Consider the following 24287-nt stretch of genomic DNA (forward strand, 5'->3'; position numbering starts at 1 on the left):
ATTTTAATAACTTAAAAGGATTTGCTTCTAACTTACAAATATAATAATACTACCAAGCAAACTGCTATTCTTTTAAAAAATTGATTTTTATTTTACTCTTGCTATTTAATCTTCTTTTAAGTTAATTACAAAAAACAAAAAAGCCTTAGTTATCAACTAGTGACAACTAAGGCTTTTTAATATTATTTATTGTTCAATTATTTATTCAATACTTCTGCACCTTCTGGCTTAGAAAAGAAATTATCTTCTACAGTTGGAGAAAAACTAATATCACTAACATCTATTTTAGTGATATACTCACCTAATCCATCTTTATCTGTTGTAGACCAGTATGTCTTAAACCCAGTTGCAAACACAATACCATCAACAGTGGTAGTACCTTGAGATACTGTAATTTTCTCTGGCGCATGCCCTCCGTTTGGAAAATACTGCGGATAAGACACAATATATTTAAAAGCATCTACCAAGTTTGTTTCTGCATTTATATACAAAATATAATAATCATCTGGTGCTGCGCCAATACCAGCATCGTAAGTTGCTTTTAAAATTTTTTGAGTAGCGCCCTTAAATTCTTGCTCTGGTAATAATTCAAGATTTACACCTTCACCATCTAAAACAAATGGCTGACCAGAAAAATATAATGGTGTTAAAGCCCAAAACTGAGTATCGTAAGCAAATGAAGTACTGTCCTTAGCCTTTAACCAAGCTTCTTCACCATCCCAACCATAGATAGATGTTGGATCTTCAATGCTATTATGCCTTGCTTTATTGCTCCAAGTATCAATGGTTTGATAAGAATCTCTAATACCTTTACCATTCAATGGTTGGTAATTAAAACGAAATGAAAGGTATCCATTTGAAAACCATTTATCCAATCCGCCATGAGCTTCCATAGCGCTCCAAAGTACTTTACCTGCTTCTGTAGCATTAAGTTTTTTATGTGCAGCTTCTACTCTTTTTTCTATCCAAGAGGCTGGAATATCATATTTCGCTTCGGCACTTTCAACCTCTGGGTTAGCAACAGCTTCTACTTTTTTTGTTTGCTTACATGCAACCATGGTTAATACTAAAAATAAACCTAGAAGTTTATAAGATGTTCTCATTTTATTATTTTCTTTTATTGATTAATCTGTTTTAGTCGGGACTAATTCCCCAACATTTCAAAAAAATATTATTTCTTTAGAAAATATTAAAGGCTGTTACTATTTCTTTATCGAAAAATTAAATGTGGCTCCTTGTCCCAATTCCGAAGTTACACTTATTTTTCCGCCTAATTTTTCAACTATTTTTTTTACTGTAGCTAAGCCGATACCGTGCCCTACTTGACCAAATTTATCCTGATTGGCAACCTTTGTAAATAATTTGAAAATTTTAGTTTGATCACTAAAGTCAATGCCCGGACCATTATCTTTTATATAAAACTTATAATGTGTATTGCTCTCCTGTGCATTTATTTCAATAAGCACATCTTCTTTATCACTGTACTTAATAGCATTACTTACCAAATTCATTAGAATATGATGAATAGCCGTTTTATTAACACGCACAGTCTCTAAAGAAGACTTTAAAACCATTTTCACATGATGATCCGAATTAAATAGTTGAGCAATTTCGGTGGTCAATTCTTGTAAATCAATGGTAGCTTTACCTTCTTTCAAAAGTCCATCACTTCTACTATAACTAAGTAATCCGTCAACTAAATCTCGAAGACTATCTGCAGAACTCATAATTAACTCTAAAAGTTTTAAACCTTCTGCGTCAATATCTAATTTATAATCTGTAATAAATATTTCTGCTAAACTAGAGATATTAATTAAAGGTGATTTTAAATCGTGAGCCGCAATGTATGCAAAACGCTCTAATTCATGATTTTTCTCTTCTAAATCTGTTAGTGTTTTCTCTAATAAAAATTTGTTTTTACGCAGTTCTAACAAATTCATAACCTGATTTGACAGCGCAGACAAAGACTTTATTTGTCCTTCATTTAAAACATTTGGCTTATGATCCATAACACACAAAGTCCCCAATGGCAATCCATTTTTACTTGTAAGTTGTGCACCAGCATAAAAAATAGCATTAGAATCTCCTGTTACAAGCGGATTATCATGAAAACGAAAATCTTCTCGTGTATCGGGAACAATAAAAACACCATCGGTATTATTTATAGCGTGAGCACAAAAGGATTGTTCTTTTGGAGTTTCGGTAATATCTACACCATGGTGCGATTTAAACCATTGGCGTTTATTATCCAATAGACTAATTAAAGCAATTGGGGTACCGCATATTTCGGCAGCAATAGCCGTAATATTATCATAATCTGTTTCTGGAAGCGTATCTAGTATGTTATAAGACTCCAGATTTTTAAGCCTTTCAGCTTCATTTTCTGGTATATCTGGGGTAACCATAATAATTAAATTTAAGATTATAGCAAATTACTTCATATCAACGAAATAATCCCACAATAAATTGTTAAATTTAACTACACAAATAAACCCAACACATTAAAAGCCTTCTATTTACGAAGCCTAAAAAGCATATATAATGTGAGTTACCTCTCCCTAAAAGTTACTTTAAAAAATTGATATTTCTTTTTAAACCAGCAAATTTAGTCCGTTTAACTGCAGATTTTTGAAACACTTTTTTGAAAGTATCTTCAGTAATTTCTTCCCAATCTTTTTTAGTCATTGAAAGTAATTCGGGATGCGGATTAAATAACGGCTCACTATGTGCTTTAGAAAATCGATTCCATGGGCAAACATCTTGACAAACATCGCAACCAAACATCCAATCGTCCATTTTGCCCTTAAAGGAAGGAGGAAGGTTTTCTTTTAACTCAATGGTTAAATAAGAAATGCATTTACTACCATCTACAACGTATGGTTCCACAATAGCTTCGGTAGGGCAAGCATCAATGCAAGCCGTGCAACTACCACAATGGTCAGTAGTAGCAGAATCGTACTCCAACTCTAAATCAATAATAAGTTCGGCTATAAAATAGAATGAGCCCACTTTCTGTGTTATTAAATTACTATGCTTCCCTACCCAACCTAAACCAGACTTAGCGGCCCAAGCTTTATCTAAAACAGGTGCAGAGTCTACAAATGCTCTACCACTAACCTCGCCAATTTCATCTTGAATAAAATGTAACAGGTGTTTCAATTTATCCTTTATGATATGATGATAATCATGTCCGTAAGCATACTTACTTAATTTAGGTGCGCTAGTATCTTGTTGAACTTCCGAAGGAAAATAATTTAATAATAGCGACACCACACTCTTAGAATCTTCCACCAATAAAGTTGGATTTAAGCGCTTATCAAAGTGATTTTCCATGTAGCGCATTTGCCCATTCATGTTTTTGTTCAAATAGTTTTCTAAACGTGGTGCTTCTTCTTCTAAAAATTGAGCTTTGCTTATACCACAAGACAAAAAACCGAGGCGTTTGGCTTCGGTTTTAATTAAAAGGGTATAATCTTCTTTGTTCACGTTATTTCTTAAAAAAGTCCGCCTTTAGTTGGGCCTTTTACACGACCTAAATGTTTATAAGCTTGTTCTGTAACTTCTCTACCACGAGGCGTACGCATAATAAAACCTTGCTGAATTAGAAAAGGTTCATAAACTTCTTCTATAGTTTCAGAACTTTCACTTACTGCCGTTGCAATTGTAGATATTCCAACTGGCCCACCTTTAAACTTGTCAATAATGGTAGTAAGTATTTTATTATCCATTTCATCTAGACCATGTGCATCCACATGTAATGCTTCCAAAGCATATTTAGCTATAGTGATATCTATACTACCATTTCCCTTTATCTGGGCAAAATCACGAACACGACGTAACAATGCGTTAGCGATTCTAGGTGTACCACGGCTACGACCCGCTATTTCAATGGCAGCCTCCATGGAGATTGGAACGTCTAAAATAGTAGCACTTCGTTGTACAATGTTAGTTAGTAAGTCTGTTTTATAATACTGTAGCCTACTTTGTATTCCAAAACGTGCTCTCATTGGTGCTGTAAGAAGACCTGAGCGCGTTGTAGCTCCAACCAAAGTAAATGGATTTAGATTTATTTGAACGGAGCGCGCATTAGGCCCAGTTTCAATCATGATATCAATTTTATAATCTTCCATAGCCGAGTATAAATACTCTTCAACTATAGGGCTTAACCTATGGATTTCATCTATAAATAAAACGTCACGTTCATCAAGATTGGTAAGCAAGCCTGCCAAATCTCCCGGTTTATCCAATACAGGTCCAGAAGTTATTTTGATTCCAACGTTTAATTCATTAGCCAAAATATTTGCCAGGGTTGTTTTACCAAGCCCTGGAGGTCCATGAAATAAAGCATGATCTAAAGCTTCACCACGTTGGTTTGCTGCTTGAACAAATATTTGAAGATTTTCCAAAACCTGATCCTGCCCCGTAAAATCATCAAATGACAAGGGTCTTAATTGTTTTTCAACATCTAATTCTTCAGGTGAAAAATGCTCGTCGCTAGGATCTAAATTTTCATTCATTAAACAAATATATTTTTAAGCTACTTAAAGCATTCAAACGTGATTAAACTATATAGCAAATATAAATAAAAAGCCTCTCCAAAATGGAAAGGCCTTTATTTATATCAATTTCTCTTGTACGAGATGCCTTTTAACAAGGCCCAAATTATTAGTGCTGTAATTCCTCTTCACCTACCATTAAAGGAACATCTTGAGGTACAAAATCTACATCGTGACCTGGTTTACTATAATCGTAAGCCCAACGGTGTACGTGAGGAATCTCACCTGGCCAGTTACCGTGAATATGCTCTACGGGAGTTGTCCACTCTAAGGTAGTCGATCTCCATGGGTTCTGTGTTGCTTTCTTACCATAGTACATACTTGCAAAGAAGTTGTACAAATAAATTAACTGAACAACACCACCAACTAAAGCGAAAATAGTAATGATTACGTTAACATTAGCTAAATCATCAAATAACGGAAAGTTAGAGTTTGTATAGTAACGACGAGGTAAACCTGCCATACCAATAAAGTGCATTGGGAAAAATACTCCATAAGCACAAACTGCTGTTATCCAGAAGTGAATATAACCTAAGTTCTTGTTTAACATACGACCGTACATTTTTGGGTACCAATGGTAGATACCAGCAAACATACCATAAAGAGCAGATATACCCATTACTAAGTGGAAGTGAGCTACTACAAAATATGTATCGTGAACGTTTATATCTAAAGCACTATCACCTAAAATAATTCCTGTTAAACCACCAGTAATGAATGTTGATACAAAACCAATAGAGAATAACATAGCAGGATTCATCTGTAAGTTACCTTTCCATAACGTGGTAATCCAGTTGAATGCTTTTACCGCAGATGGGATTGCAATTAATAAAGTTGTGAAAGTAAACACAGAACCTAAGAAAGGATTCATACCTGAGATAAACATATGGTGGCCCCATACAATTGTTGAAAGGAAAGCAATAGCCAAAATTGAAGCAATCATGGCACGGTAACCAAAAATAGGTTTACGTGAGTTAGACGCCATAATTTCAGATACTAATCCCATTGCAGGTAATATTACAATATATACCTCTGGGTGACCCAAGAACCAAAATAAGTGTTCGAATAATACAGGTGAACCACCTTGATAGTGTAATACTTCACCTTGAATAAATATATCTGATAAGAAGAATGATGTTCCAAAACTTCTATCCATAATCAATAATAACGCTGCAGATAATAGTACAGGGAAAGAAATGATCCCAATTACCGCAGTAATAAAGAATGCCCAAATTGTTAATGGCAATCTTGTCATTGACATACCTTTTGTACGTAAGTTAATTACCGTTACAACATAGTTAAGAGATCCTAATAATGACGAAGCAATAAATATCGCCATGGCAACTAACCAAAGTGTCATTCCCATACCTGAACCACCTTGAGCCATTGGTAAAGCACTTAATGGAGGATAAATTGTCCAACCAGCTGCTGCAGGTCCTGCCTCAACAAATAATGAAATTACCATGATTACACTTGATAAAAAGAATAACCAATAAGAAACCATATTTAAGAAACCAGATGCCATATCACGTGCACCAATTTGCAATGGAATTAACAAATTACTAAACGTACCACTTAATCCGGCTGTAAGTACAAAAAATACCATAATGGTACCATGAATAGTTACTAATGCTAAATAAATATCTGCATCCATAACACCTCCTGGAGCCCATTTACCTAATAACGCTTCAAATAATACATTAGGCTCTTCTGGCCATGCAATTTGCATACGAAACATTAAAGACATCAGAATTCCAATAATCCCCATAAAAGTACCAGTTACAAGGTACTGCTTAGCGATCATTTTATGGTCTTGACTAAATATATATTTAGTTACAAACGTTTCTTTATGATGATGTCCGTGGTCGTCGTCGTGAGCGTGAGTATCTGCGTGTGCTGACATAATCTTATATCGTTTTTATCTTTTTAATTAGTTAATTAGAGAATTTTTGAATTCTTTTTGCTCCTTAATCCAAGCATCATATTCTTCTTGTGTTTCTACAATAATCTTCATTTGCATATTGTAGTGCGATTTTCCACAAATTTTATTACAAAGTAACAAGTAGTCAAATTCGTAACGTTCTAAAGCCTCTTCACCTTTAGCAACTAACGCCATACTCTTTTCAACTCTTATCTCGTTAATGTTTGTAACCTTCTCTTGCATTTGTTGTGTTTGACGCATATCTGCAGTAGTTACTGTAGGCGTGAATCCAAATTGAGTAATCATACCAGGAACACAGTTCATTTGCGCTCTAAAATGAGGCATATAAGCTGAGTGTAATACATCTTGAGAACGCATTTTAAACAAAACAGGCTTCCCAACAGGTAAATGCAATTCCGTTGTAATGATATCATCTTGAGCATTAGGATCAGCTTCATCTAAACCTAAAATATTAGCTCTATCGATATCGATTAAGCGCACGTTAGCTTTTCCTAAAGTATTATCAGCTCCAGAATATCTAGCTTTCCAGTTAAATTGTTGTGCATACAATTCAATTACTAACGGATCATCACTTTCGTCAACACTAGTAATGTTAATCCAAGTACTTAAACCGTATATGATTAAACCAGCTAATACAATTACAGGAATAATAGTCCAAATGAACTCTAACTTGTTATTATCAGCAAAGAATAATGCTTTCTTACCTTTTTCACCTTTATATTTAAAAGCGAAATAATGTAGTAAAAACTGAGTTACAGTCTGTACAAAGAAAATAAGCACCATTGAGATAACCATTAAGTTATCAATGATTGGGCCATGAGCAGAAGCAGAATTTGACATTAATGGCAAATCTCCCCATTTAACAAAACATACAATGGTAATGATATAAATGAAAGCTAAAAAGCCCATCATTAAATATGCATTCATTGTGTTGTCTTTGTCTGTGGCAACAGCACTGTTTTCTCCTTTAGCCTGAGCTAAATCGAAAATTTTAACCATTTGCCATATGGCAACTAAAATAAATACTAAAACTATAATTGTTAATAAAGCAGTCATTGGTATCGTTCGTCTTTATTTATATCTTAATTAATAATGAAAATCTTCACTTTCTTTTCTAAAAGGATAACCTTTTACTAATAGTGGTGCTTTTGTTAAAGCGGTGAACACTACAAATATGAATAAGCCTGCGAAAAGTAAAACAGAAGCTATTTCAGGAATTCCAATAAACCATCTATCTCCAACGGTTGCTGGCATGATCATGTTAAAAATATCTACGTAATGTCCGAATAAAATAACCAATCCAGCCATTACCACAAACCAAGGAATACGTTTGTATTCAGCGTTCATTAATAATAAAAGAGGGAATACAAAGTTCATAACAACCATTCCTAAGAAAGGTAATTGATAATCTTGGAAACGTGTTACGAAGTAAGTTACCTCTTCTGGTATATTAGAGTACCATATAAGCATGAACTGTGAGAACCATAAGTATGTCCAGAAAATACTAATTGCAAACATAAACTTAGCTACATCATGCAAATGGTTTTCATTAACAAACTCTAAATAATTTTTAGACTTTAAGTAAATAGTAACTAAAGCAATTACTGTAATTCCACTTACAAACATACTTGCGAAAACATACCATCCAAATAAAGTAGAGAACCAGTGTGGATCTACACTCATAATCCAATCCCAGGACATAATAGATTCTGAATAAATAAAGAATACTAAGAATGCCGCAGAAATACGGAAAGACTTTTTAAAGTTACTGTTATCTTCAGCTGTATCTTGTGCAATTGAAAACTTACGTGCAAAGTGACGGTATAAACTCCATCCTGCAATAAAAACTAAACCTCTTACAGCAAACCAACCAATATTTAACCAGCCTGATTTACCATCAATTAATTTATCATAGTGATGACTTTCTGGGTTAGTAACCTCAGGATTCATCCACATAAAGATATTATAATGACCTATAGTACCAGAAGCTACAGCAATTGCAAGAACAATTAATGCACCTGGTAATAAGTAAGCGGTAATGCCTTCCATGACTCTAAATAATACTGGTGACCATCCTGCTTGTGCAGCAATCTGAATAGCATAAAATGCTAAAACACCTAAAGCTATCATCATAAAGAAAAATGCCGCAACATATAAAGCAGACCATGGTCTATTCGCTATTTGATGTTGTACATGTTCCACATGCTCCTTATGAGCATCTACGTGATGTTCTCCAGATTTAGCATGAGCTGTATCGCCGTGAGCGTTTTCTTTTGCATGTGCATCATGAGCCGGTGCTGCATGAGCTACATCTTCACCATGACCACCACCGTGATGCGCTTCTTCTGCAAGTAAGGTTTCAACCTCTTCAAAAGATAAATGAGATGTAAAAAAACCATAACCAACGCCTATTGCTCCTAAAAGCATTAGAATGAAAGAGAATGTCTTTAATTTATTTGAAAATGTGTACATATCTATAATAATCTTATCAATCTTACTTTTCTAAATCTGCCTTCAACGTTAAAACATAACTAACAACTTGCCAGCGTTCTTCTTCGTTTATTTGGTTAGCATACGATCCCATAGCATTCTTACCATAGTAAATAGTATGATAAATACTTCCAGCGGTAATAGCTCTACCAACGTCATCGTAACTTGGAATACCCAAGATCTTTTCACGCTTTACTAAGTTTCCTTGTCCGTTACCTTTAGTCCCGTGACAGATTCCACAGTAAATATTGTATAACTCTTTTCCTCTTTCAGTATCAATATCATCAGCGCTAAGCGGACTCATTAAAGTGGCCTTTGCTAATTCATATCCTGCAGTAGAGTTTTCAATATCAAAAGGCACATGACCTCTTGCTACAGAACCTTTAGCAGGTATTTGAGCCTCTACTCCATCTTTGAAAGCTGCTTCACCGTAAGTTTCATAACCAGCAGACTCATACATGTTAGGCATAAACTGGTAGTTAGGTGCTGTATCTTTTTTACAAGAAACAGCTACTAAAACAACTGCAATTACTAATATTTTAATTAAGCTTTTCATACTATAAATTAATGTGCTTTATCAACTAAATTAATTTCTACGGCTCCTGTTCCTGCTAATAACTCTTCTAGCTGTTTTTCGTTTCCATCAACAGCAATTTCCATTAAGAAATGATCATCAGTTGTTCTTGGATCTGGATTTTCAGCATTTTTAAATGGCCACATTCTACTTCTTAGGTAAAAGGTAAGTACCATTAAGTGAGCTGAGAAAAATACCGTAAGTTCGAACATAATTGGAACGAAAGCAGGCATGTTTTCAATGTAGCTAAAACTAGGTTTACCACCTATGTTTTGAGGCCAGTCTTCAATCATTATGAAATTCATCATAACAGTTGCTACAGTTAAACCTATTAAACCATAAATGAACGCCGTAATAGCAATACGAGTAGGTGCTAAACCCATCGCTTTGTCTAGTCCGTGAACTGGAAATGGTGTATATATTTCTTCGATATGAAATCGTTCTGCCTTAACCTTTTTAACAGCCGACATTAAAACGTCATCATCCGTATAAATAGCGTGAATTACTTTAGATGCTTCCATTATCTACGCTTCGTTTTTTTTGTTAGTTACTTTATCTACAGTCGTTCTTGCGTCTGCTCCTGTACCTGCTAAACTATCACCTCTTTCTCTGATATTCTTGTAACGTTCACCAGAAGATTTCAAAATAGTTTTAACCTCTGCTTGTGCAATTACCGGGAATGTTCTTGAATATAATAAGAATAATACAAAGAAGAATCCAATAGTTCCAACAAATATTCCAATATCAACAAATGTAGGAGAGAACATTGTCCATGATGAAGGTAAGTAATCTCTATGTAACGATGTTACGATAATTACAAAACGTTCGAACCACATTCCTATGTTTACAACAATAGATATAAAGAAAGAGAACATAATACTTGTTCTAAGCTTTTTAAACCACATAAACTGTGGAGAGAATACGTTACAAGACATCATTGCCCAATATGCCCACCAGTAAGGTCCAGTTGCTCTGTTTAAGAACGCGTATTGTTCGTACTCTACACCAGAGTACCATGCAATAAATAACTCAGTAATATATGCTACACCAACGATAGAACCCGTAATCATAATTACAATATTCATTAATTCGATGTGTTGTACTGTAATATAATCTTCAAGGTTACATACCTTTCTCATAATAATAAGAAGTGTATTTACCATAGCAAATCCAGAGAATACCGCACCAGCAACAAAGTATGGAGGAAAAATGGTAGTATGCCATCCTGGTATTACCGATGTCGCAAAATCAAAAGATACAATAGTATGTACAGAAAGTACTAATGGTGTTGCTAAACCTGCAAGTACCAAAGATACTTCTTCAAAACGCTGCCAATCTTTAGCTCTACCAGACCAACCGAAACTTAATAATGCATAAATTTTCTTTTGAAAAGGCTTTACAGCGCGATCTCTTAGCATAGCGAAATCAGGAAGTAAACCTGTCCACCAGAATACTAATGATACTGATAAATACGTTGAGATTGCAAATACATCCCAAAGTAACGGAGAGTTAAAGTTAACCCATAATGAACCAAATTGATTCGGTATAGGTAACACCCAATATCCTAACCATGGACGACCCATGTGAATTACAGGGAATAAACCAGCTTGAACAACAGAGAAAATTGTCATGGCTTCCGCAGAACGGTTAATAGCCATTCTCCATTTTTGACGGAATAATAATAGTACCGCAGAAATAAGTGTTCCTGCGTGACCAATACCAACCCACCAAACGAAGTTAGTAATATCCCAAGCCCAACCTACAGTTTTGTTCAAACCCCAAGTTCCAATACCTGTTGAAATGGTATAAATAATACATCCTATACCCCAAAGGAAAGCTGCTAATGCTATAGAAAAAACTATCCACCATTGCTTATTCGCTTTTCCTTCTACAGGTTTGGCCACATCCACAGTAACGTCGTGGTATGATTTTTCGCCTGTAACTAAAGGTCTTCTAATAGGTGCTTCGTAATGAGACGCCATAATTATATAATTGATTCTTTAATTAGATTTATGCTTCTGTTGTATTTCTCACTTTTGTTTGATACTGTACGTTAGGTTTTGTTCCCACGTGTTCTAACAGGTGATACATACGGTTATCTTCTTTAAGTTTTGCAACTTGACTTTCTTTATCGTTGATATCTCCAAATACCATTGCACCACTGCTACAAGCCGCAGAACATGCTGTTTGGAACTCACCATCTTTAATAACACGTCCATCACGTTTAGCATCAAGAATAGTTTTTTGTGTCATTTGAATACACATAGAACATTTTTCCATAACACCACGAGAACGTACTACAACATCTGGATTTAATACCATACGTCCTAAATCATCATTCATATGATAATCGAACTCATCGTTTCCATTATATAAGAACCAGTTAAAACGACGTACTTTATAAGGACAGTTGTTAGCACAATATCTTGTACCTACACAACGGTTATAAGCCATGTGGTTTTGACCTTGACGACCGTGCGATGTTGCTGCCACAGGACATACTGTTTCACAAGGTGCGTGGTTACAATGTTGACACATGATTGGTTGGAAAGCTACTTGAGGATTCTCTGAAGCATGCTCCATTTCACCAAACTCGCTTAATGAGCTTCCTAAACCAGAAATATTTTCTTTCTTTTCGTTATCACCATCGAAAGACTCTTCCGAAGAATAGTATCTATCAATACGTAACCAGTGCATATCGCGACTTCTACGAACTTCAGACTTACCAACTACTGGTACATTATTTTCAGCGTGACAAGCTATAACACATGCCCCACAACCTGTACAAGAATTTAAGTCTATAGATAAGTTAAAGTGATGTCCAATAGAACGATCAAACTCATCCCATAAGTCAACACTAGGATCTGTAACTGGAGTTTCTTTATGATTTAAAGAAACCATAGCCATAGGGTTCCACTCTTGCTTATCTTTAGTATTGAATATTTCTAAAGATGTTTCTTTAATGATATCCCCACGCCCCATTAAGGTATTATGCAATTGTACTGAAGCAAATTCATGCTCACCAGCTGCCGCCTCAACAGTTACGTTCTGTACTGTATTAAAGTTATGGTAGAAAGCAAAGGCATTTACACCTGTTTGCATCTCTTCTTTTAATCCTTTTGTTTTACCGTAACCAAAAGATAATCCAACAGAACCTTTAGCTTGTCCTGGTTGTATTAAAACAGGTATAGTTAAACTAACACCATTTACGGTAACATTTGCATAACTACCATTTAATGCACCGTTTGCAACGTGCTTGTTCATTAAACCTAATGCTTCTGCATCAGCTTTAGAAACCGTTAAATAGTTATCCCAAGATGTTCTAGTAATTGGATCTGGAAACTCTTGTAACCATGGGTTATTGGCTTGTTGCCCATCTCCCATACCTACTTTGGTATATAATGATAATTCTAATCCGTTTGAAGCAGCAGAAGCCACTAAAGCTTTAGCAGCAGCAACACCTCCTATAACAGAAGCTCCGTTAACTGCATTACTAGCACTTATAGTTGAAGTCGATGTGCTCGTAGTAAACTCATCTTCATCTTCTTTCTTAATACCAACACCTACAGCAACATCGTGAAGAAGTCCCCCCACTAAAGTTCGGTCTTTCTTATCTTTTAATTCTGTAGTTGATGTTGTTACTGTTTTCGTTGAACCAGTATTTAATCCACCAATTGAAGAACCATAAACATAAACACCATCGTGTAATGCTTGATTGAATGAATTCCCCCCTAATACGCTAGAATTCCAATTGTTCTTAATATAATCGTGAAAAGTATCTTCATTACCTGTCCATTTTAATAATGCATCTTGAAACTGACGCGTATCAAATAATGGGCGGATAGTAGGTTGCATTAGAGAATAATGACCTTTTTTGATTTCAACATCACCCCAAGATTCTAAATAATGTGGTGCTGCTGCAATATATTCCGTTTGAGTTGAAGTCTCATCTTCTTTTAAAGAAAAAGCGATTGACAATTCAACATTCTTTAATCCTTCTGAAAAGTCTGAAGCGTTTGCTAAGCTATAAACCGGATTAACACCGCTCATGATAACCGCAGCTACTTTTCCAGCTTTCATATCCGCAACTAATTTAGTCACTGCTTTATCGCTACCTTGCCTAGTCTTTATTGGAGTACTAGGATCGAACGCTTTACTTTGTAATGCTTCATTTATTTCTAAAACAATAGTTTGAGCATTCACATCTTGAATACCAGTAACTACAACTGCATTACTTCCTGCTTTTTTAATTTGAGATGCTGCATTTTTAACAGCTTCATCAACTTTAGGCGATAATGTTCCAGAAACAGAACCATTTACAACATAGCTATATAATTTAGCTAAAGCTATTTTCTGTTCTGATGGTGTTAATGGCACACGCTTATCTGCATTTGCACCAGTAAGAGACATATTCGATTCAAACTGAATATGACGAGACATTTTACCATGGTTAGGCACTTTGTTTTTCGCATATCCTGAATCGAAACCACCACCTTGCCAATCTCCTAAGAAATCAGCTCCTATAGAAACGATTGTCATCGCTTTAGAGAAATCATAGTTTGCTAAGCCGCGCTCACCATATTTAGCTTGGTAAGCATCAAGAGCAGCAGACTCTGATATAGCATCGTAAACCACATGGCTTACATTACCATATTTATTTTTAAATTCAGTAATTAACTTATCAGTAGAAGGACTTGCAAAAGTTTGTGTTAATAACACAATACTCTTGTTTGCTGCTGCTAAATCCGTTAATTTCTTAGTTGTTTCACTATCAAAAGTATCCCAAGTAATAGAATCTCCAGCCTTTTTTGGACCTTGAACTCTTAAACTATCATACAATCCTAATACAGAAGCATTAACTCTAGCGTTAGCACTACCATTGGTAGCTGCCATCACATTGTTCTGAATTTTAATTGGACGACCTTCACGGGTTTTCACTAAAACACTAGCAAAATCAAAACCATTCGCTATAGTAGTTGCGTAATAGTTAGCAACACCAGGAATAATTTCTGTTGGTTGTACTACATAAGGAATCGCTTTTTTAACAGGACCCTCACAAGCAGCTAAAGATGCTGCAGCGGTACTAAACCCAACATACTTTAAGAAATCGCGACGCGTTGTAGAGCTTTCTTCTAATGTATCTTTATCTCCTAAAAATTCATCGGTAGGAATCTCAGCTACAAACTCGTTTTGTTTAAGCGTCTCAACAATAGAGCTATTTTCGTTTAGCTCTTCAACACTTTTCCAGTATTTCTTGTTTGATGACATATTATATAATTGAATTACTTCTTATTAATTTTTAAAAGCTCTCTGCTTTCACAGAAAAGAAAAACTATTTTTTTTAGTAGTGACACTTACCACATTCTAACCCACCCATTTGAGCCGCTGTTAACTGATCTACACCATACTTTTTAGATAATTCATCATGAATTTTAGTATAGTAAGCATTATCTTTTACGTTAACATCAGTTTCTCTGTGACAGTTAATACACCATCCCATTGTTAATGGAGCATGTTGATAAACAACTTCCATTTCTTGTACAGGACCGTGACATGTTTGACACTCTACTCCTGCAACAGTTACGTGTTGCGAGTGGTTAAAGTAAGCGAAATCTGGCAAGTTGTGAATACGAACCCATTTTACCGGACTAGACTCACCTGTATATTTTTGCTCGGCATCATCCCATCCCGCAGCAGCATATAATTTTTTAATTTCACCATCGTAGAAATCTTTAGAGTATTCTGGAGATGTTTCGCCATTGTATTCATAAATAGATTTATGACAGTTCATACAAACATTTAATGAAGGCACACCAGATGTTTTACTAACTCTTGCAGAAGAGTGACAGTATTTACAATCTATCCCATTATCACCGGCATGTATTTTATGCGAAAAGTGAATTGGCTGTACTGGTTGGTAACCTTGATCTACCCCAATTTGAGATAAATACCCGTAAACAAAATATGCACTCGACAGTAAAAAGAATATTGTAAGAACCATTACTAAAAATTGGTTTTGCACAAATGCTTTCCAAATTGGAGTTCTTTTTGAATCTTCAGGCAATTCTATATTTTGAGCTGTTGCAAAACGGCGTAGTGTTTTATTCACTAAATACAATCCGGCAGCTAGAAGCATAAACAAGATTGCTAAGGCTCCTAAAATAATTTCGTTTGAAATCCCTCCTGACGTTTCAGACGTTTGAGCAACAACCGCTCCACCTGCAGGTGCAACTGGCGCTTTCTTTTCTTCAGCAGTGTATGCTAAAATATTGCTAATATCATCATCAGATAACTGAGGAAAAGCTGTCATGGCAGCACCACCGTACTCATTGTAAACCTTATTGGCATAAGAATCGCCAGATTTAATAAGTCCTGAACTATTACGTACCCAAGCGTGAATCCAATCACGATCTAAGCCTTGCTCGTCAGACAAACGCGTCTCTACATTACGTAAAGCCGGCCCGGTCATTTTCTTGTCTAATTGATGACAAGCCGCACAATTGGCATTGAATAAAGATTTTCCTTTTGCTGGATCGCCTTCCTGTGCAGAAAGGACTGATGTAAACGCTAATAAAATAATTAAGCTGAAACTAAGAGTGTTTTTACTTAATATACGGTGAATCACCTGTCTCATATTGTTGGTTAAATTAACTTCTAAACTTTGGTATGATTTTTTCATTACTAATAATTGAAAAAAAATACAGTTAAAAAAATCTCTCGCAAAAGTAATATTAAAAGTCGATTTTAGAAATGATAGCGTAGGTATAATTGGTAATTTAGAGAGATTCTAAATAAATAAAAGAACTGATAATTTAATTGCATCGTATATCTTTGCACAAAATAATTTGAAAATGAACTCATTGAAAACAAAATTAACTTTGTTACCCGTATTAACTCTATTGTTAACATCAACAATAAGTTTTTCGCAAGAAGGCCATGTTTCTTTAAATCAAGATCAAAACATAGCCGTTTTACTAGATTTAAAAAAGGAAATGAATAAAAACGAGCATGATTCCGATCGTTATAAAATCCAAATCTATTCTGGAAATCGTTCTGCCGCTCAAAATGCAAAAGCAGATTTTAACCAATCGTTCTCTGAGTGGAATCCATCTATAGAATATGAAACACCAAATTTTAAAATTTGGGCTGGTAATTTCACCACACGTTTAGAAGCCGATCGCGCACTTAAAAAAATTAAGAAAAAATTCCCTAGTGCTTTCATTTTTAAGCCGAAGAAAGAAAAAAACTAAAGCAATTTCTGCTTTTTAACCCCATAAACTAAGTTGTCTATTTTAACGAATATGACAACTTTTTTTATTTGATCTATTTTCTAATCATTACTTTATAATTCAAAATTGCTATCTCTAAACTCAACAAATTTTAGAGATAACGTTTTTCTAAATTAAAACTATGAATAACTTCTTTGGAGATTAAGACGCAAGGGAAACGTTTTGTTTACAGTTTATTATAGAAATAAGTGAAGTTTCTCTAAATTGAATAATTTTCAAACGCGACTTCTTTTATAAGCTGAAACCATTTCTTAATTAAGAAATTACAGCGAGGCAATCACATTAGAGACCTAAGTATTAGAACATAAAAAAACATTCCTAATAAGGAAAAAACAAACCCAACAAGAAATTAAACTTCAAATTTGGTTAACTTTCCTTTATTAGGAATGCTGTATGTAATATTTTAAAAAAAACTAAAGCACAACAGTGCCAAATACTAGCTTTCTGGAGCTAGTTCTACTTCAAGACCTTCCATTTCCGGCGTCATTTGAATTTGACAACCTAAACGACTATTTTCTTTAACATCAAAAGCTTCAGACAGCATCGCCTCTTCATCATCTCCCATCTCCGGTAATTCTGTATCACTAGTCACATAACATTGGCATGATGCACACATAGCCATACCTCCACAAATACCTATAGTTCCTTCTGGAGCCAACTCGTAAGAACGAACAACTTCCATTAAATTCATTGCCATATCTGTAGGGGCAACAATTTCGTGTTTTACACCATCTCTATCGGTAATTTTAATATTTATGTCTTGCATAGTACTGTTTTGTAATTCAATTAGTGATACGTCATAAGTCGTGCCACAAATTTAAGTTTTGTCGCTTTAATTTTAATACTTTTCTAACAGAAAATAGAAACCTTTATAAAAAAATAAAGAATCTTCATTTATTTCAAATTGAAGATTCTTTATTTATAAATTATACTGATATTAACCTATTAAATTTCAATATTAACAACCTTTTCAATTTGTGGTGCATACTTTTTAATAGTCATTTCAACACCCGATTTCAATGTCATTTGATTTACTGAACACCCAACACAGGCTCCTTGTAATTGTACTTTTACTAATGTATCGTTATCTTCAATAGATAATAACGAAATATCCCCGCCATCACTTTGTAAAAACGGACGAATTTCTTCTAATGCTTTTTCAACATTCAATCTTACTTCTTCGCTGGTCATATCTTATTTTTTTACGGCAGAACATCCAGCCATTGTTGTAATTTTAATTGCTTCTGTAGGTGGTAAATCGTCATTTCTTCTAACAACCTCTTGCACTACATTTTGCGTTAATTTTTCAAAAGCTTGCTCTAAAGGTGTTCCTTTTTGCATAGCTGCTGGACGACCAACATCACCTGCTTCACGAATACTCTGTACTAACGGAATTTCTCCTAAAAATGGCACTTTTAAATCTTCTGCCAAGTTTTTAGCACCTTCTTTTCCGAAGATAAAATATTTATGATCTGGCAATTCTGCTGGAGTAAAGTACGCCATATTTTCAATAATACCTAAAACAGGCACATTAATGCTTTCTTGTTGAAACATAGCTACACCCTTTTTAGCATCGGCCAAAGCCACGTTTTGTGGTGTACTAACAACAACAGCTCCTGTAATAGGTAGCGATTGCATTAAACTTAAGTGAATATCTCCCGTTCCCGGAGGCAAATCTAATAGTAAGAAATCTAACTCACCCCAATGTGCATCAAAAATCATTTGATTAAGTGCTTTTGCCGCCATAGGTCCACGCCAAACAACAGCTTGATCTGGTTGCGTAAAAAAGCCAATAGATAATACTTTAACACCATAGTTTTCAACAGGCTTCATTTTAGATTTACCCTCAATGTTTACGGCCAAAGGTTTTGCATCAGCCACATCGAACATAATTGGAATAGACGGCCCGTAAATATCTGCATCTAAAATACCAACATTAAAGCCCATTTTAGCTAAAGTAACGGCTAAATTAGCAGTTACCGTAGATTTCCCTACACCACCTTTACCCGATGCTATTGCAACTATATTTTGAATTCCGGCAACCGGTTTCCCCTTAATTACATTAGTCTTTGGTTTAGCAGGCGCATCAACTTTTACATTAACTGTAATTTTTGCTTTTTCGTAAACTTGCTCGTGTATTGTTTTTAATACATCTACTTCTGTACGTTTTTTTGCTTGTAAACTTGGGTTGTTAATTGTGATATCTACAATAACTTCGTCTCCAAAAGTTATTACATTTTTTACAGCACCACTTTCAACCATATTTTGCCCTTCGCCAGGAACAGTAATAGTTTCAAGCGCTTTTAATATATCTTGTTTATTTAATTTCATTGCTTGTGTAATAATATTGGCAGCCAGCATATTTGACCACCGCTTAATTGAGAATAATTATAATTTACAAAGATAAATAATATCGATGGAAGTCTTAATACCTAAGTTAGAAGTTTTACTTATGTTATAATTGAAAATAGCTATTTATACTAAAACGCATTAAAAACAACCTTTTTTAGGTTGAAATCTAACAATTTTAATAAAAGAAAACGCTCTCGGTGGTTACTCTTCCTTGTAAACCCTCATAATATCTTCAACAGATTTATGTGGTCGACCAGCTGCCAATTCAAAATCTGAAAGCACATTATTCGATCCATTTTTTATTCCTTCGTATATTCCAGCAATTACGGTTCCAAGAAAATCACCCAATGCCGTTTTTCTTTCATACAAATAAGCCGCTACCGACACTGGAGTAAACTTCAGTTTAGTATTAAAAACTAGATTTATATAGTCTGCCAACTCACTCTGTGAAATAGCATGACCAACTAGATTATAGATTTTCCCGTTATGCTTATCTTCTATCAACATTTTAGAATAGGCAAACCCCAACTCTGCTCTACTCGTATAAGCACATTTACCATCGCCAGCGCAATTTCTAATTTCACCTTCTTCAATGTAAGTATCTAAATATTCTAAATCGGGCTCAATATAAATACCGTTTCTACCAATAGCGTAATCAAGACCTGAGTTCTGTACATCCTTTTCTGTCTGTCTGTTACTCTGCACTACAGGGCTAAAAGCCGTATTTTTTTCATCGCCAACAATGCTAGTATATACTATTTTTTTAACACCATTACTAACGGCAGCATCTATAACATTGCGGTGCTGTTGAATTCTTTTATCAGGCTCATCCATTCCCGAAAGCAACATAACAACATCTATACCTTGCAATGCGGCATCAAATTCTTCACGACTATTATAGTCGCCTTTTCGTATTTCAATGCCAAGGTGTTTTGCTTTTTCTGGTGAACGCGCAATTCCTATAACATGCTCTTTTCCCACCAGTTCTATTAGATTTTCTACAATGGTAGAGCCTAATTTTCCGTTTGCTGAAGTTACTGCTATTTTCATATTAATATTATATTTTAAAATTTTACACAAGGCTTATTGCTTCTCTTATTTGAATTTCCACCATATCTAAAAAGCGTGTATTATTCTTCGGTTTAAAAATAGACAATTCAGTACAAGCCAACAAAACGGTATTTTTAATTGTATATTTTTCGATGATTTTCTGAAAACTGACTATGCCTGCTTGGCTTTCTTGTTTAGCATAAACTTGTTTTCGAAATGTATCAATTTGAACTCGATCTTCTTCCGAAGGAATTTCTATTTCTATTCCATTTGCGGTGAACACAGAACGAATATATACTGAATTCATGGTGTATTCCGAAGCCATTAAAACAATTTTTGAAAGATTTAGCGATTTAATTTTTGCAACCGTTAAATAGACCGGATGCAAAATATCTTTCTGAACCTCTATTTGATCTATACTTTCGTGCAAAGTGATATTAGGAACCAAAACATGTGATATATCTAATTTTTCTATTTCGTTAATACAATCTTGAGTTAGCACATTTAGTTCCTCTGAGATATTTGGTAAAAGTGAATTTATAGCATCGAAATTCGCATTCCACATAATTAACGGACATGTACTATAACCGCCATGTTTTTCATTATATAGCCTATTCAACTCACTAATATAAAAAGTGGTCGTTTGGCTTCCAAGACCTAAAACAGCAAGTTTCACACTATCCACATTAAGTTTATTTAAAAAGAATTAAAATTAGTTTTCTTCTGAAAAACATAGATTTAACGAACTAGTTTTTAACGGTATTCAGGATTATCAAAATTCCATCTTGTTCCATCGTCCCAGTCTTCTCTAGAATTTCCATAACTAGGGTATCCACCTTGTTTTTTTAACATGGACGCTAAATGCAATAAATTATAGGTCATAAATGTAGTATTTCGATTAGTAAAATCTGAATCGAAACCTAATGGCTTTTCCAACTTTTTACCCTGCCATTCCGTATCGCCATAGCTAGGGCCAGGCCCAACTTCTCCAATCCAGCCACAATCCGCTTGTGGCGGTATAGAATACCCAACATGCTGAAGCGAGTACAATATACCCATAGCGCAATGTTTTACACCATCTTCATTACCTGTTACCATGCATCCGCCAACTTTCCCATAAAAGCTGTATTGTCCTTTATCGTTTGTTTGCCCGCTCATTCCATACAGTCTTTCAATTAATTTTTGAGCAATAGACGATTTTTCTCCTAACCAAATAGGTGTACCAACTATAAGAATGTCGGCATCAAATATTTTTTTAAATAGCTCAGGCCATTCATCTTTTTCCCATCCATGTTCCTTCATATCTGGATAAACACCAGTAGCTACATCATGATCAATAAATCTAATATCTTCTACCGAAACACCTTCGCTCTTCATAATAGATTTTGAAACCTCTATGAGTTTAGATGTATGACTCTCCATTGGAGATTTCTTCAATGTACAATTTACATAAATTGCTTTCAGGTCTTTAAATCTTTTCTCGCTCATAGCTTTCGGTTTAGTTATTAAATTCTATTATTCAAAACATCATATTTTAATCTCTTCTAAGAATATAATCTGCAAAATAAGCTTTACTATCTAGTATTTTAGTTTCAAGATTAAAATCGGTTTTCTCGATTATTTTCTCAATTAACGCATCATTATATTTTCTAGATATTTCAGTATGAATTTTTTCTCCTTCAGTAAAATTATAGGTTTTTCCGGTGGCATTAATCTCAACAGTCTGATTAGCTGTGCTCACAATAAAGCTTTTGGCAACACCTTCAAGCTCATCATATTCTGGCTGATGTTTAAATTGATTAAGGTTAAAATCCCCTCCTAATTCATTATTAATTCTATCTAATAAATTAAGGTTAAATCTTTCCGTGATACCCTGACTATCATTATAAGCCGGAAGCACAACATGTCTCGCCTTTATTAAATCTACGCCTAACAAGAGTTTATCTCCAGCCTGTAAGTTAGACCCCAAGCTATATATGAAATCGGCAGCCATATCATCAGACATATTACCAATATTAGACCCTAAAAACAATACTATTTTAGGTTTCTTACTCTCCTTTAAGGACGCTAAAACTTTAAAATAATCGCCTTCTTGAATTTGCACAGACAAATTTGGAAGCTCATTTTTTAAATCTTTTTCCAATAAATTCAATGCATTGGAAGAAATATCGATAGGAAAATAATCGAAATTATAATTTTGAGCATCTAAAGACCTAAGTAGTTCTTTTGTTTTTGTGCCATCTCCAGCTCCTAACTCTATCAACTCAAAATAAGATTCTGTTGAAACGCTAAAGGCTTCAATAAGCTCTTGAGTTTTATTCTGGAAAATATCTAACTCACATCGGGTTAGATAATATTCCGGTAGATTCATAATTTCTACAAAAAGCGCATCGCCTATCTTATCATAAAAATATTTTGATGGTAATGTTTTACTATCTGCCTGTAATCCTTTATCGACTTCATTCTTAAAAACTTCTATCATATTACTTTACTAATCTTATTCCGGTAAACTGCCAGCGTTCCGAAGGATGAAAAAAATTGCGATACGTCTTTCTACTATGGTTTTGAGATGTCGCAACCGAAGCACCTCTTAATACCATTTTATTACTCATAAACTTCCCGTTGTACTCTCCAACAGCTCCATTCTCTTTTACAAAATTTGGGTAAGGCAAATAAGCACTACTGGTCCACTCCCAACGTTTGCCCCAATCTAACTTTTGGGCAGCAACTTCCCACTCAAACTCGGTTGGTAATCGCATACCTTTCCACTCAGCATAAGCATTGGCTTCGTAAAAGTTAATGTGGCTTAAAACAGCATTTTTATCTACCTTTTGCAACCCAGAAAGCGTATAAACATGCCATTCTCCATCTATTTGATGCCAATACATGGGTGCTTTAATTTGCTCTGCATTTACCCAAGCCCAACCTTCGTCTAACCAAAGATTAAAATCGGAATAACCACCAGCTTCCATAAAAGCCAGATAATCTCCATTGGTTACCAAAAAGTTATTTATTTCAAAATCGGGTACATACACCTTATGCACACCTAATTCATTATCATAACAAAACCCACTGTCTTGATATCCTATTTTATAAACATCTGCTGATATTTTTACAGTATCGACTGCAGTGTTTTTATCTTTTACTAAATTAAAATCTTTATTAAAAACAGGAAACAATGCATTGTGTGCAAGCATATACTTTACATCGGTAATTAGTAATTCTTGATGTTGCTGTTCGTGATTTAGACCTAAATCCACTAAATCTAATAGTTTCTGTTTTGGATTGGTTTCAAAAAAATCCAACATATGCTTATCTACATAATCTCGGTAGGCAAAAATAGTATTCGTACTTGGGCGAGACATATTACCTCGGTTAGATTGCAATACTCGACTACCAACATTATTATAATAGCTATTGAATAAAAAATTGAAGTTTGAATCGTACTCAACATAACCATCAAGTTCTGCTTTTAATATAAAGGTTTCGAAAAACCAAGTGGTATGGGCCAAGTGCCATTTTGCAGGACTCGCAAATTTAACGACCTGAATAGCATAATCTTCTGGATGTAAATGACTGCAAAAATCTATAGTTTGCTGTCTAATACTTTGATACCTTTCGTTTATAATCATAAATTTTATTAACGTGAAATTTGTATTATTCTACAGAGGTTAAATGACGTAACTTTTATCATAACTAGTCTCAATAAAACCCAAACACTTACAGAAACAGCATAACTATGCCGAGTTTTTCTCTAAAAACATAATGTGTAACAGACCAAAAAAATGATGGAGTAAGTTGAGTTTTGAAGTTTTTCAATTGATCTACAAGCACTTCAAAAACTTAACCTTTGAAGAAACCAAAATTGAAACCACTACAAATTTAATAGCGTAATTTACCTATGGAAACGTATCCATAAAACCCTCTGCCTATAAAAATAGAATAAAATGAAACCAATTCCAAATCGTAAAAACCAGATTTACTTGGTTATCGCTTATTATAAGGAATGCCTGTGGAAAGCTATTATTTAATAA

Annotated in this window: 21 protein-coding genes; 1 reads left to right on the forward strand and 20 read right to left on the reverse strand. The window is 34.6% G+C overall.

Annotated features, from left to right (window positions below):
- Positions 1–197: 197 nt before the first annotated feature.
- The 12 genes from BM246_RS08645 to BM246_RS08700 form a co-directional block, all read right to left on the reverse strand.
- Positions 198–1103 (reverse strand): hypothetical protein, encoded by a 906-nt coding sequence (locus BM246_RS08645; RefSeq protein ID WP_074937236.1) that lies wholly within the window; start codon positions 1101–1103, stop codon positions 198–200.
- 99 nt (positions 1104–1202) lie between these two features.
- Positions 1203–2405 (reverse strand): sensor histidine kinase, encoded by a 1203-nt coding sequence (locus BM246_RS08650; protein ID WP_042504720.1) that lies wholly within the window; start codon positions 2403–2405, stop codon positions 1203–1205.
- A 160-nt stretch (positions 2406–2565) separates the two neighbouring features.
- A complete protein-coding gene (queG, locus tag BM246_RS08655) occupies positions 2566–3486 on the reverse strand; it encodes a tRNA epoxyqueuosine(34) reductase QueG (RefSeq protein ID WP_042504718.1) in 921 nt (306 codons plus the stop codon).
- A gap of 8 nt (positions 3487–3494) precedes the next feature.
- Positions 3495–4517: a Holliday junction branch migration DNA helicase RuvB gene (ruvB, locus tag BM246_RS08660; RefSeq protein WP_074937239.1), complete on the reverse strand. Its 1023-nt coding sequence runs from the start codon at positions 4515–4517 to the stop codon at positions 3495–3497.
- A 148-nt stretch (positions 4518–4665) separates the two neighbouring features.
- Positions 4666–6459: a cytochrome c oxidase subunit I gene (locus BM246_RS08665; RefSeq protein WP_074937242.1), complete on the reverse strand. Its 1794-nt coding sequence runs from the start codon at positions 6457–6459 to the stop codon at positions 4666–4668.
- Between the two features lie 27 nt (positions 6460–6486).
- Positions 6487–7554 (reverse strand): cytochrome c oxidase subunit II, encoded by a 1068-nt coding sequence (locus BM246_RS08670; protein ID WP_074937246.1) that lies wholly within the window; start codon positions 7552–7554, stop codon positions 6487–6489.
- 30 nt (positions 7555–7584) lie between these two features.
- Positions 7585–8970, reverse strand: a complete 1386-nt coding sequence (locus BM246_RS08675; protein ID WP_042504715.1) for a quinol:cytochrome C oxidoreductase — start codon at positions 8968–8970, stop codon at positions 7585–7587.
- 22 nt (positions 8971–8992) lie between these two features.
- Positions 8993–9544 (reverse strand): c-type cytochrome, encoded by a 552-nt coding sequence (locus tag BM246_RS08680; protein ID WP_074937249.1) that lies wholly within the window; start codon positions 9542–9544, stop codon positions 8993–8995.
- An 8-nt stretch (positions 9545–9552) separates the two neighbouring features.
- The gene (locus BM246_RS08685) at positions 9553–10083 is read right to left on the reverse strand and encodes a DUF3341 domain-containing protein (RefSeq protein ID WP_042497566.1); all 531 of its coding nucleotides are present in this window, start codon (positions 10081–10083) and stop codon (positions 9553–9555) included.
- A gap of 3 nt (positions 10084–10086) precedes the next feature.
- Complete coding sequence (gene nrfD / locus BM246_RS08690; RefSeq protein ID WP_042504711.1) at positions 10087–11544, reverse strand: NrfD/PsrC family molybdoenzyme membrane anchor subunit; 1458 nt, start codon at positions 11542–11544, stop codon at positions 10087–10089.
- Positions 11545–11572: 28 nt separating this feature from the next.
- Positions 11573–14830 (reverse strand): TAT-variant-translocated molybdopterin oxidoreductase, encoded by a 3258-nt coding sequence (locus tag BM246_RS08695; protein ID WP_074937251.1) that lies wholly within the window; start codon positions 14828–14830, stop codon positions 11573–11575.
- Between the two features lie 73 nt (positions 14831–14903).
- A complete protein-coding gene (locus BM246_RS08700) occupies positions 14904–16196 on the reverse strand; it encodes a c-type cytochrome (protein ID WP_042497792.1) in 1293 nt (430 codons plus the stop codon).
- Between the two features lie 217 nt (positions 16197–16413).
- Between BM246_RS08700 and BM246_RS08705 the strand changes: the two genes are divergently transcribed.
- The gene (locus BM246_RS08705; protein ID WP_074937254.1) at positions 16414–16812 is read left to right on the forward strand and encodes an SPOR domain-containing protein; all 399 of its coding nucleotides are present in this window, start codon (positions 16414–16416) and stop codon (positions 16810–16812) included.
- A gap of 475 nt (positions 16813–17287) precedes the next feature.
- Here BM246_RS08705 and BM246_RS08710 read toward each other — a convergent pair whose 3' ends face one another.
- The 8 genes from BM246_RS08710 to egtB all read right to left on the reverse strand — a co-directional run bounded on the left by BM246_RS08710 (position 17288) and on the right by egtB (position 23885).
- Positions 17288–17617 (reverse strand): 2Fe-2S iron-sulfur cluster-binding family protein, encoded by a 330-nt coding sequence (locus BM246_RS08710; RefSeq protein ID WP_042504708.1) that lies wholly within the window; start codon positions 17615–17617, stop codon positions 17288–17290.
- 179 nt (positions 17618–17796) lie between these two features.
- Positions 17797–18042 carry a NifU family protein gene (locus tag BM246_RS08715; RefSeq protein ID WP_042504706.1) on the reverse strand — a complete coding sequence of 82 codons (246 nt, stop codon included), beginning with the start codon at positions 18040–18042 and terminating at the stop codon, positions 17797–17799.
- Positions 18043–18045: 3 nt separating this feature from the next.
- Complete coding sequence (locus BM246_RS08720) at positions 18046–19182, reverse strand: Mrp/NBP35 family ATP-binding protein (RefSeq protein ID WP_074937553.1); 1137 nt, start codon at positions 19180–19182, stop codon at positions 18046–18048.
- A 222-nt stretch (positions 19183–19404) separates the two neighbouring features.
- Positions 19405–20253 (reverse strand): SDR family oxidoreductase, encoded by an 849-nt coding sequence (locus BM246_RS08725; protein ID WP_074937257.1) that lies wholly within the window; start codon positions 20251–20253, stop codon positions 19405–19407.
- Positions 20254–20275: 22 nt separating this feature from the next.
- Positions 20276–20938, reverse strand: coding sequence for an aspartate/glutamate racemase family protein (locus BM246_RS08730; protein ID WP_074937261.1), 663 nt, complete (start codon positions 20936–20938; stop codon positions 20276–20278).
- Between the two features lie 68 nt (positions 20939–21006).
- Complete coding sequence (locus BM246_RS08735) at positions 21007–21741, reverse strand: flavodoxin family protein (RefSeq protein ID WP_074937263.1); 735 nt, start codon at positions 21739–21741, stop codon at positions 21007–21009.
- Between the two features lie 46 nt (positions 21742–21787).
- Positions 21788–22735, reverse strand: a complete 948-nt coding sequence (locus tag BM246_RS08740; RefSeq protein WP_074937266.1) for an L-histidine N(alpha)-methyltransferase — start codon at positions 22733–22735, stop codon at positions 21788–21790.
- 1 nt (position 22736) lies between these two features.
- Positions 22737–23885 (reverse strand): ergothioneine biosynthesis protein EgtB, encoded by a 1149-nt coding sequence (gene egtB / locus BM246_RS08745; protein WP_074937270.1) that lies wholly within the window; start codon positions 23883–23885, stop codon positions 22737–22739.
- Positions 23886–24287 lie beyond the last annotated feature (402 nt).

Origin of the sequence: Algibacter lectus (assembly GCF_900112395.1) — a bacterium.
Taxonomy (GTDB): domain Bacteria; phylum Bacteroidota; class Bacteroidia; order Flavobacteriales; family Flavobacteriaceae; genus Algibacter; species Algibacter lectus.

What these genes read in the sequence shown, in the direction of transcription:
- BM246_RS08645 (WP_074937236.1), bottom strand. Translation starts at nt 1,103, where the DNA reads ATGAGAACATCTTATAAACTTCTAGGTTTATTTTTAGTATTAACCATG.
- BM246_RS08650 (WP_042504720.1), bottom strand. Translation starts at nt 2,405, where the DNA reads ATGGTTACCCCAGATATACCAGAAAATGAAGCTGAAAGGCTTAAAAAT.
- ruvB (WP_074937239.1), bottom strand. Translation starts at nt 4,517, where the DNA reads ATGAATGAAAATTTAGATCCTAGCGACGAGCATTTTTCACCTGAAGAA.
- BM246_RS08665 (WP_074937242.1), bottom strand. Translation starts at nt 6,459, where the DNA reads ATGTCAGCACACGCAGATACTCACGCTCACGACGACGACCACGGACAT.
- BM246_RS08670 (WP_074937246.1), bottom strand. Translation starts at nt 7,554, where the DNA reads ATGACTGCTTTATTAACAATTATAGTTTTAGTATTTATTTTAGTTGCC.
- BM246_RS08675 (WP_042504715.1), bottom strand. Translation starts at nt 8,970, where the DNA reads ATGTACACATTTTCAAATAAATTAAAGACATTCTCTTTCATTCTAATG.
- BM246_RS08680 (WP_074937249.1), bottom strand. Translation starts at nt 9,544, where the DNA reads ATGAAAAGCTTAATTAAAATATTAGTAATTGCAGTTGTTTTAGTAGCT.
- BM246_RS08685 (WP_042497566.1), bottom strand. Translation starts at nt 10,083, where the DNA reads ATGGAAGCATCTAAAGTAATTCACGCTATTTATACGGATGATGACGTT.
- nrfD (WP_042504711.1), bottom strand. Translation starts at nt 11,544, where the DNA reads ATGGCGTCTCATTACGAAGCACCTATTAGAAGACCTTTAGTTACAGGC.
- BM246_RS08695 (WP_074937251.1), bottom strand. Translation starts at nt 14,830, where the DNA reads ATGTCATCAAACAAGAAATACTGGAAAAGTGTTGAAGAGCTAAACGAA.
- BM246_RS08700 (WP_042497792.1), bottom strand. Translation starts at nt 16,196, where the DNA reads ATGAGACAGGTGATTCACCGTATATTAAGTAAAAACACTCTTAGTTTC.
- BM246_RS08705 (WP_074937254.1), top strand. Translation starts at nt 16,414, where the DNA reads ATGAACTCATTGAAAACAAAATTAACTTTGTTACCCGTATTAACTCTA.
- BM246_RS08710 (WP_042504708.1), bottom strand. Translation starts at nt 17,617, where the DNA reads ATGCAAGACATAAATATTAAAATTACCGATAGAGATGGTGTAAAACAC.
- BM246_RS08715 (WP_042504706.1), bottom strand. Translation starts at nt 18,042, where the DNA reads ATGACCAGCGAAGAAGTAAGATTGAATGTTGAAAAAGCATTAGAAGAA.
- BM246_RS08720 (WP_074937553.1), bottom strand. Translation starts at nt 19,182, where the DNA reads ATGAAATTAAATAAACAAGATATATTAAAAGCGCTTGAAACTATTACT.
- BM246_RS08725 (WP_074937257.1), bottom strand. Translation starts at nt 20,253, where the DNA reads ATGAAAATAGCAGTAACTTCAGCAAACGGAAAATTAGGCTCTACCATT.
- BM246_RS08735 (WP_074937263.1), bottom strand. Translation starts at nt 21,741, where the DNA reads ATGAGCGAGAAAAGATTTAAAGACCTGAAAGCAATTTATGTAAATTGT.
- BM246_RS08740 (WP_074937266.1), bottom strand. Translation starts at nt 22,735, where the DNA reads ATGATAGAAGTTTTTAAGAATGAAGTCGATAAAGGATTACAGGCAGAT.
- egtB (WP_074937270.1), bottom strand. Translation starts at nt 23,885, where the DNA reads ATGATTATAAACGAAAGGTATCAAAGTATTAGACAGCAAACTATAGAT.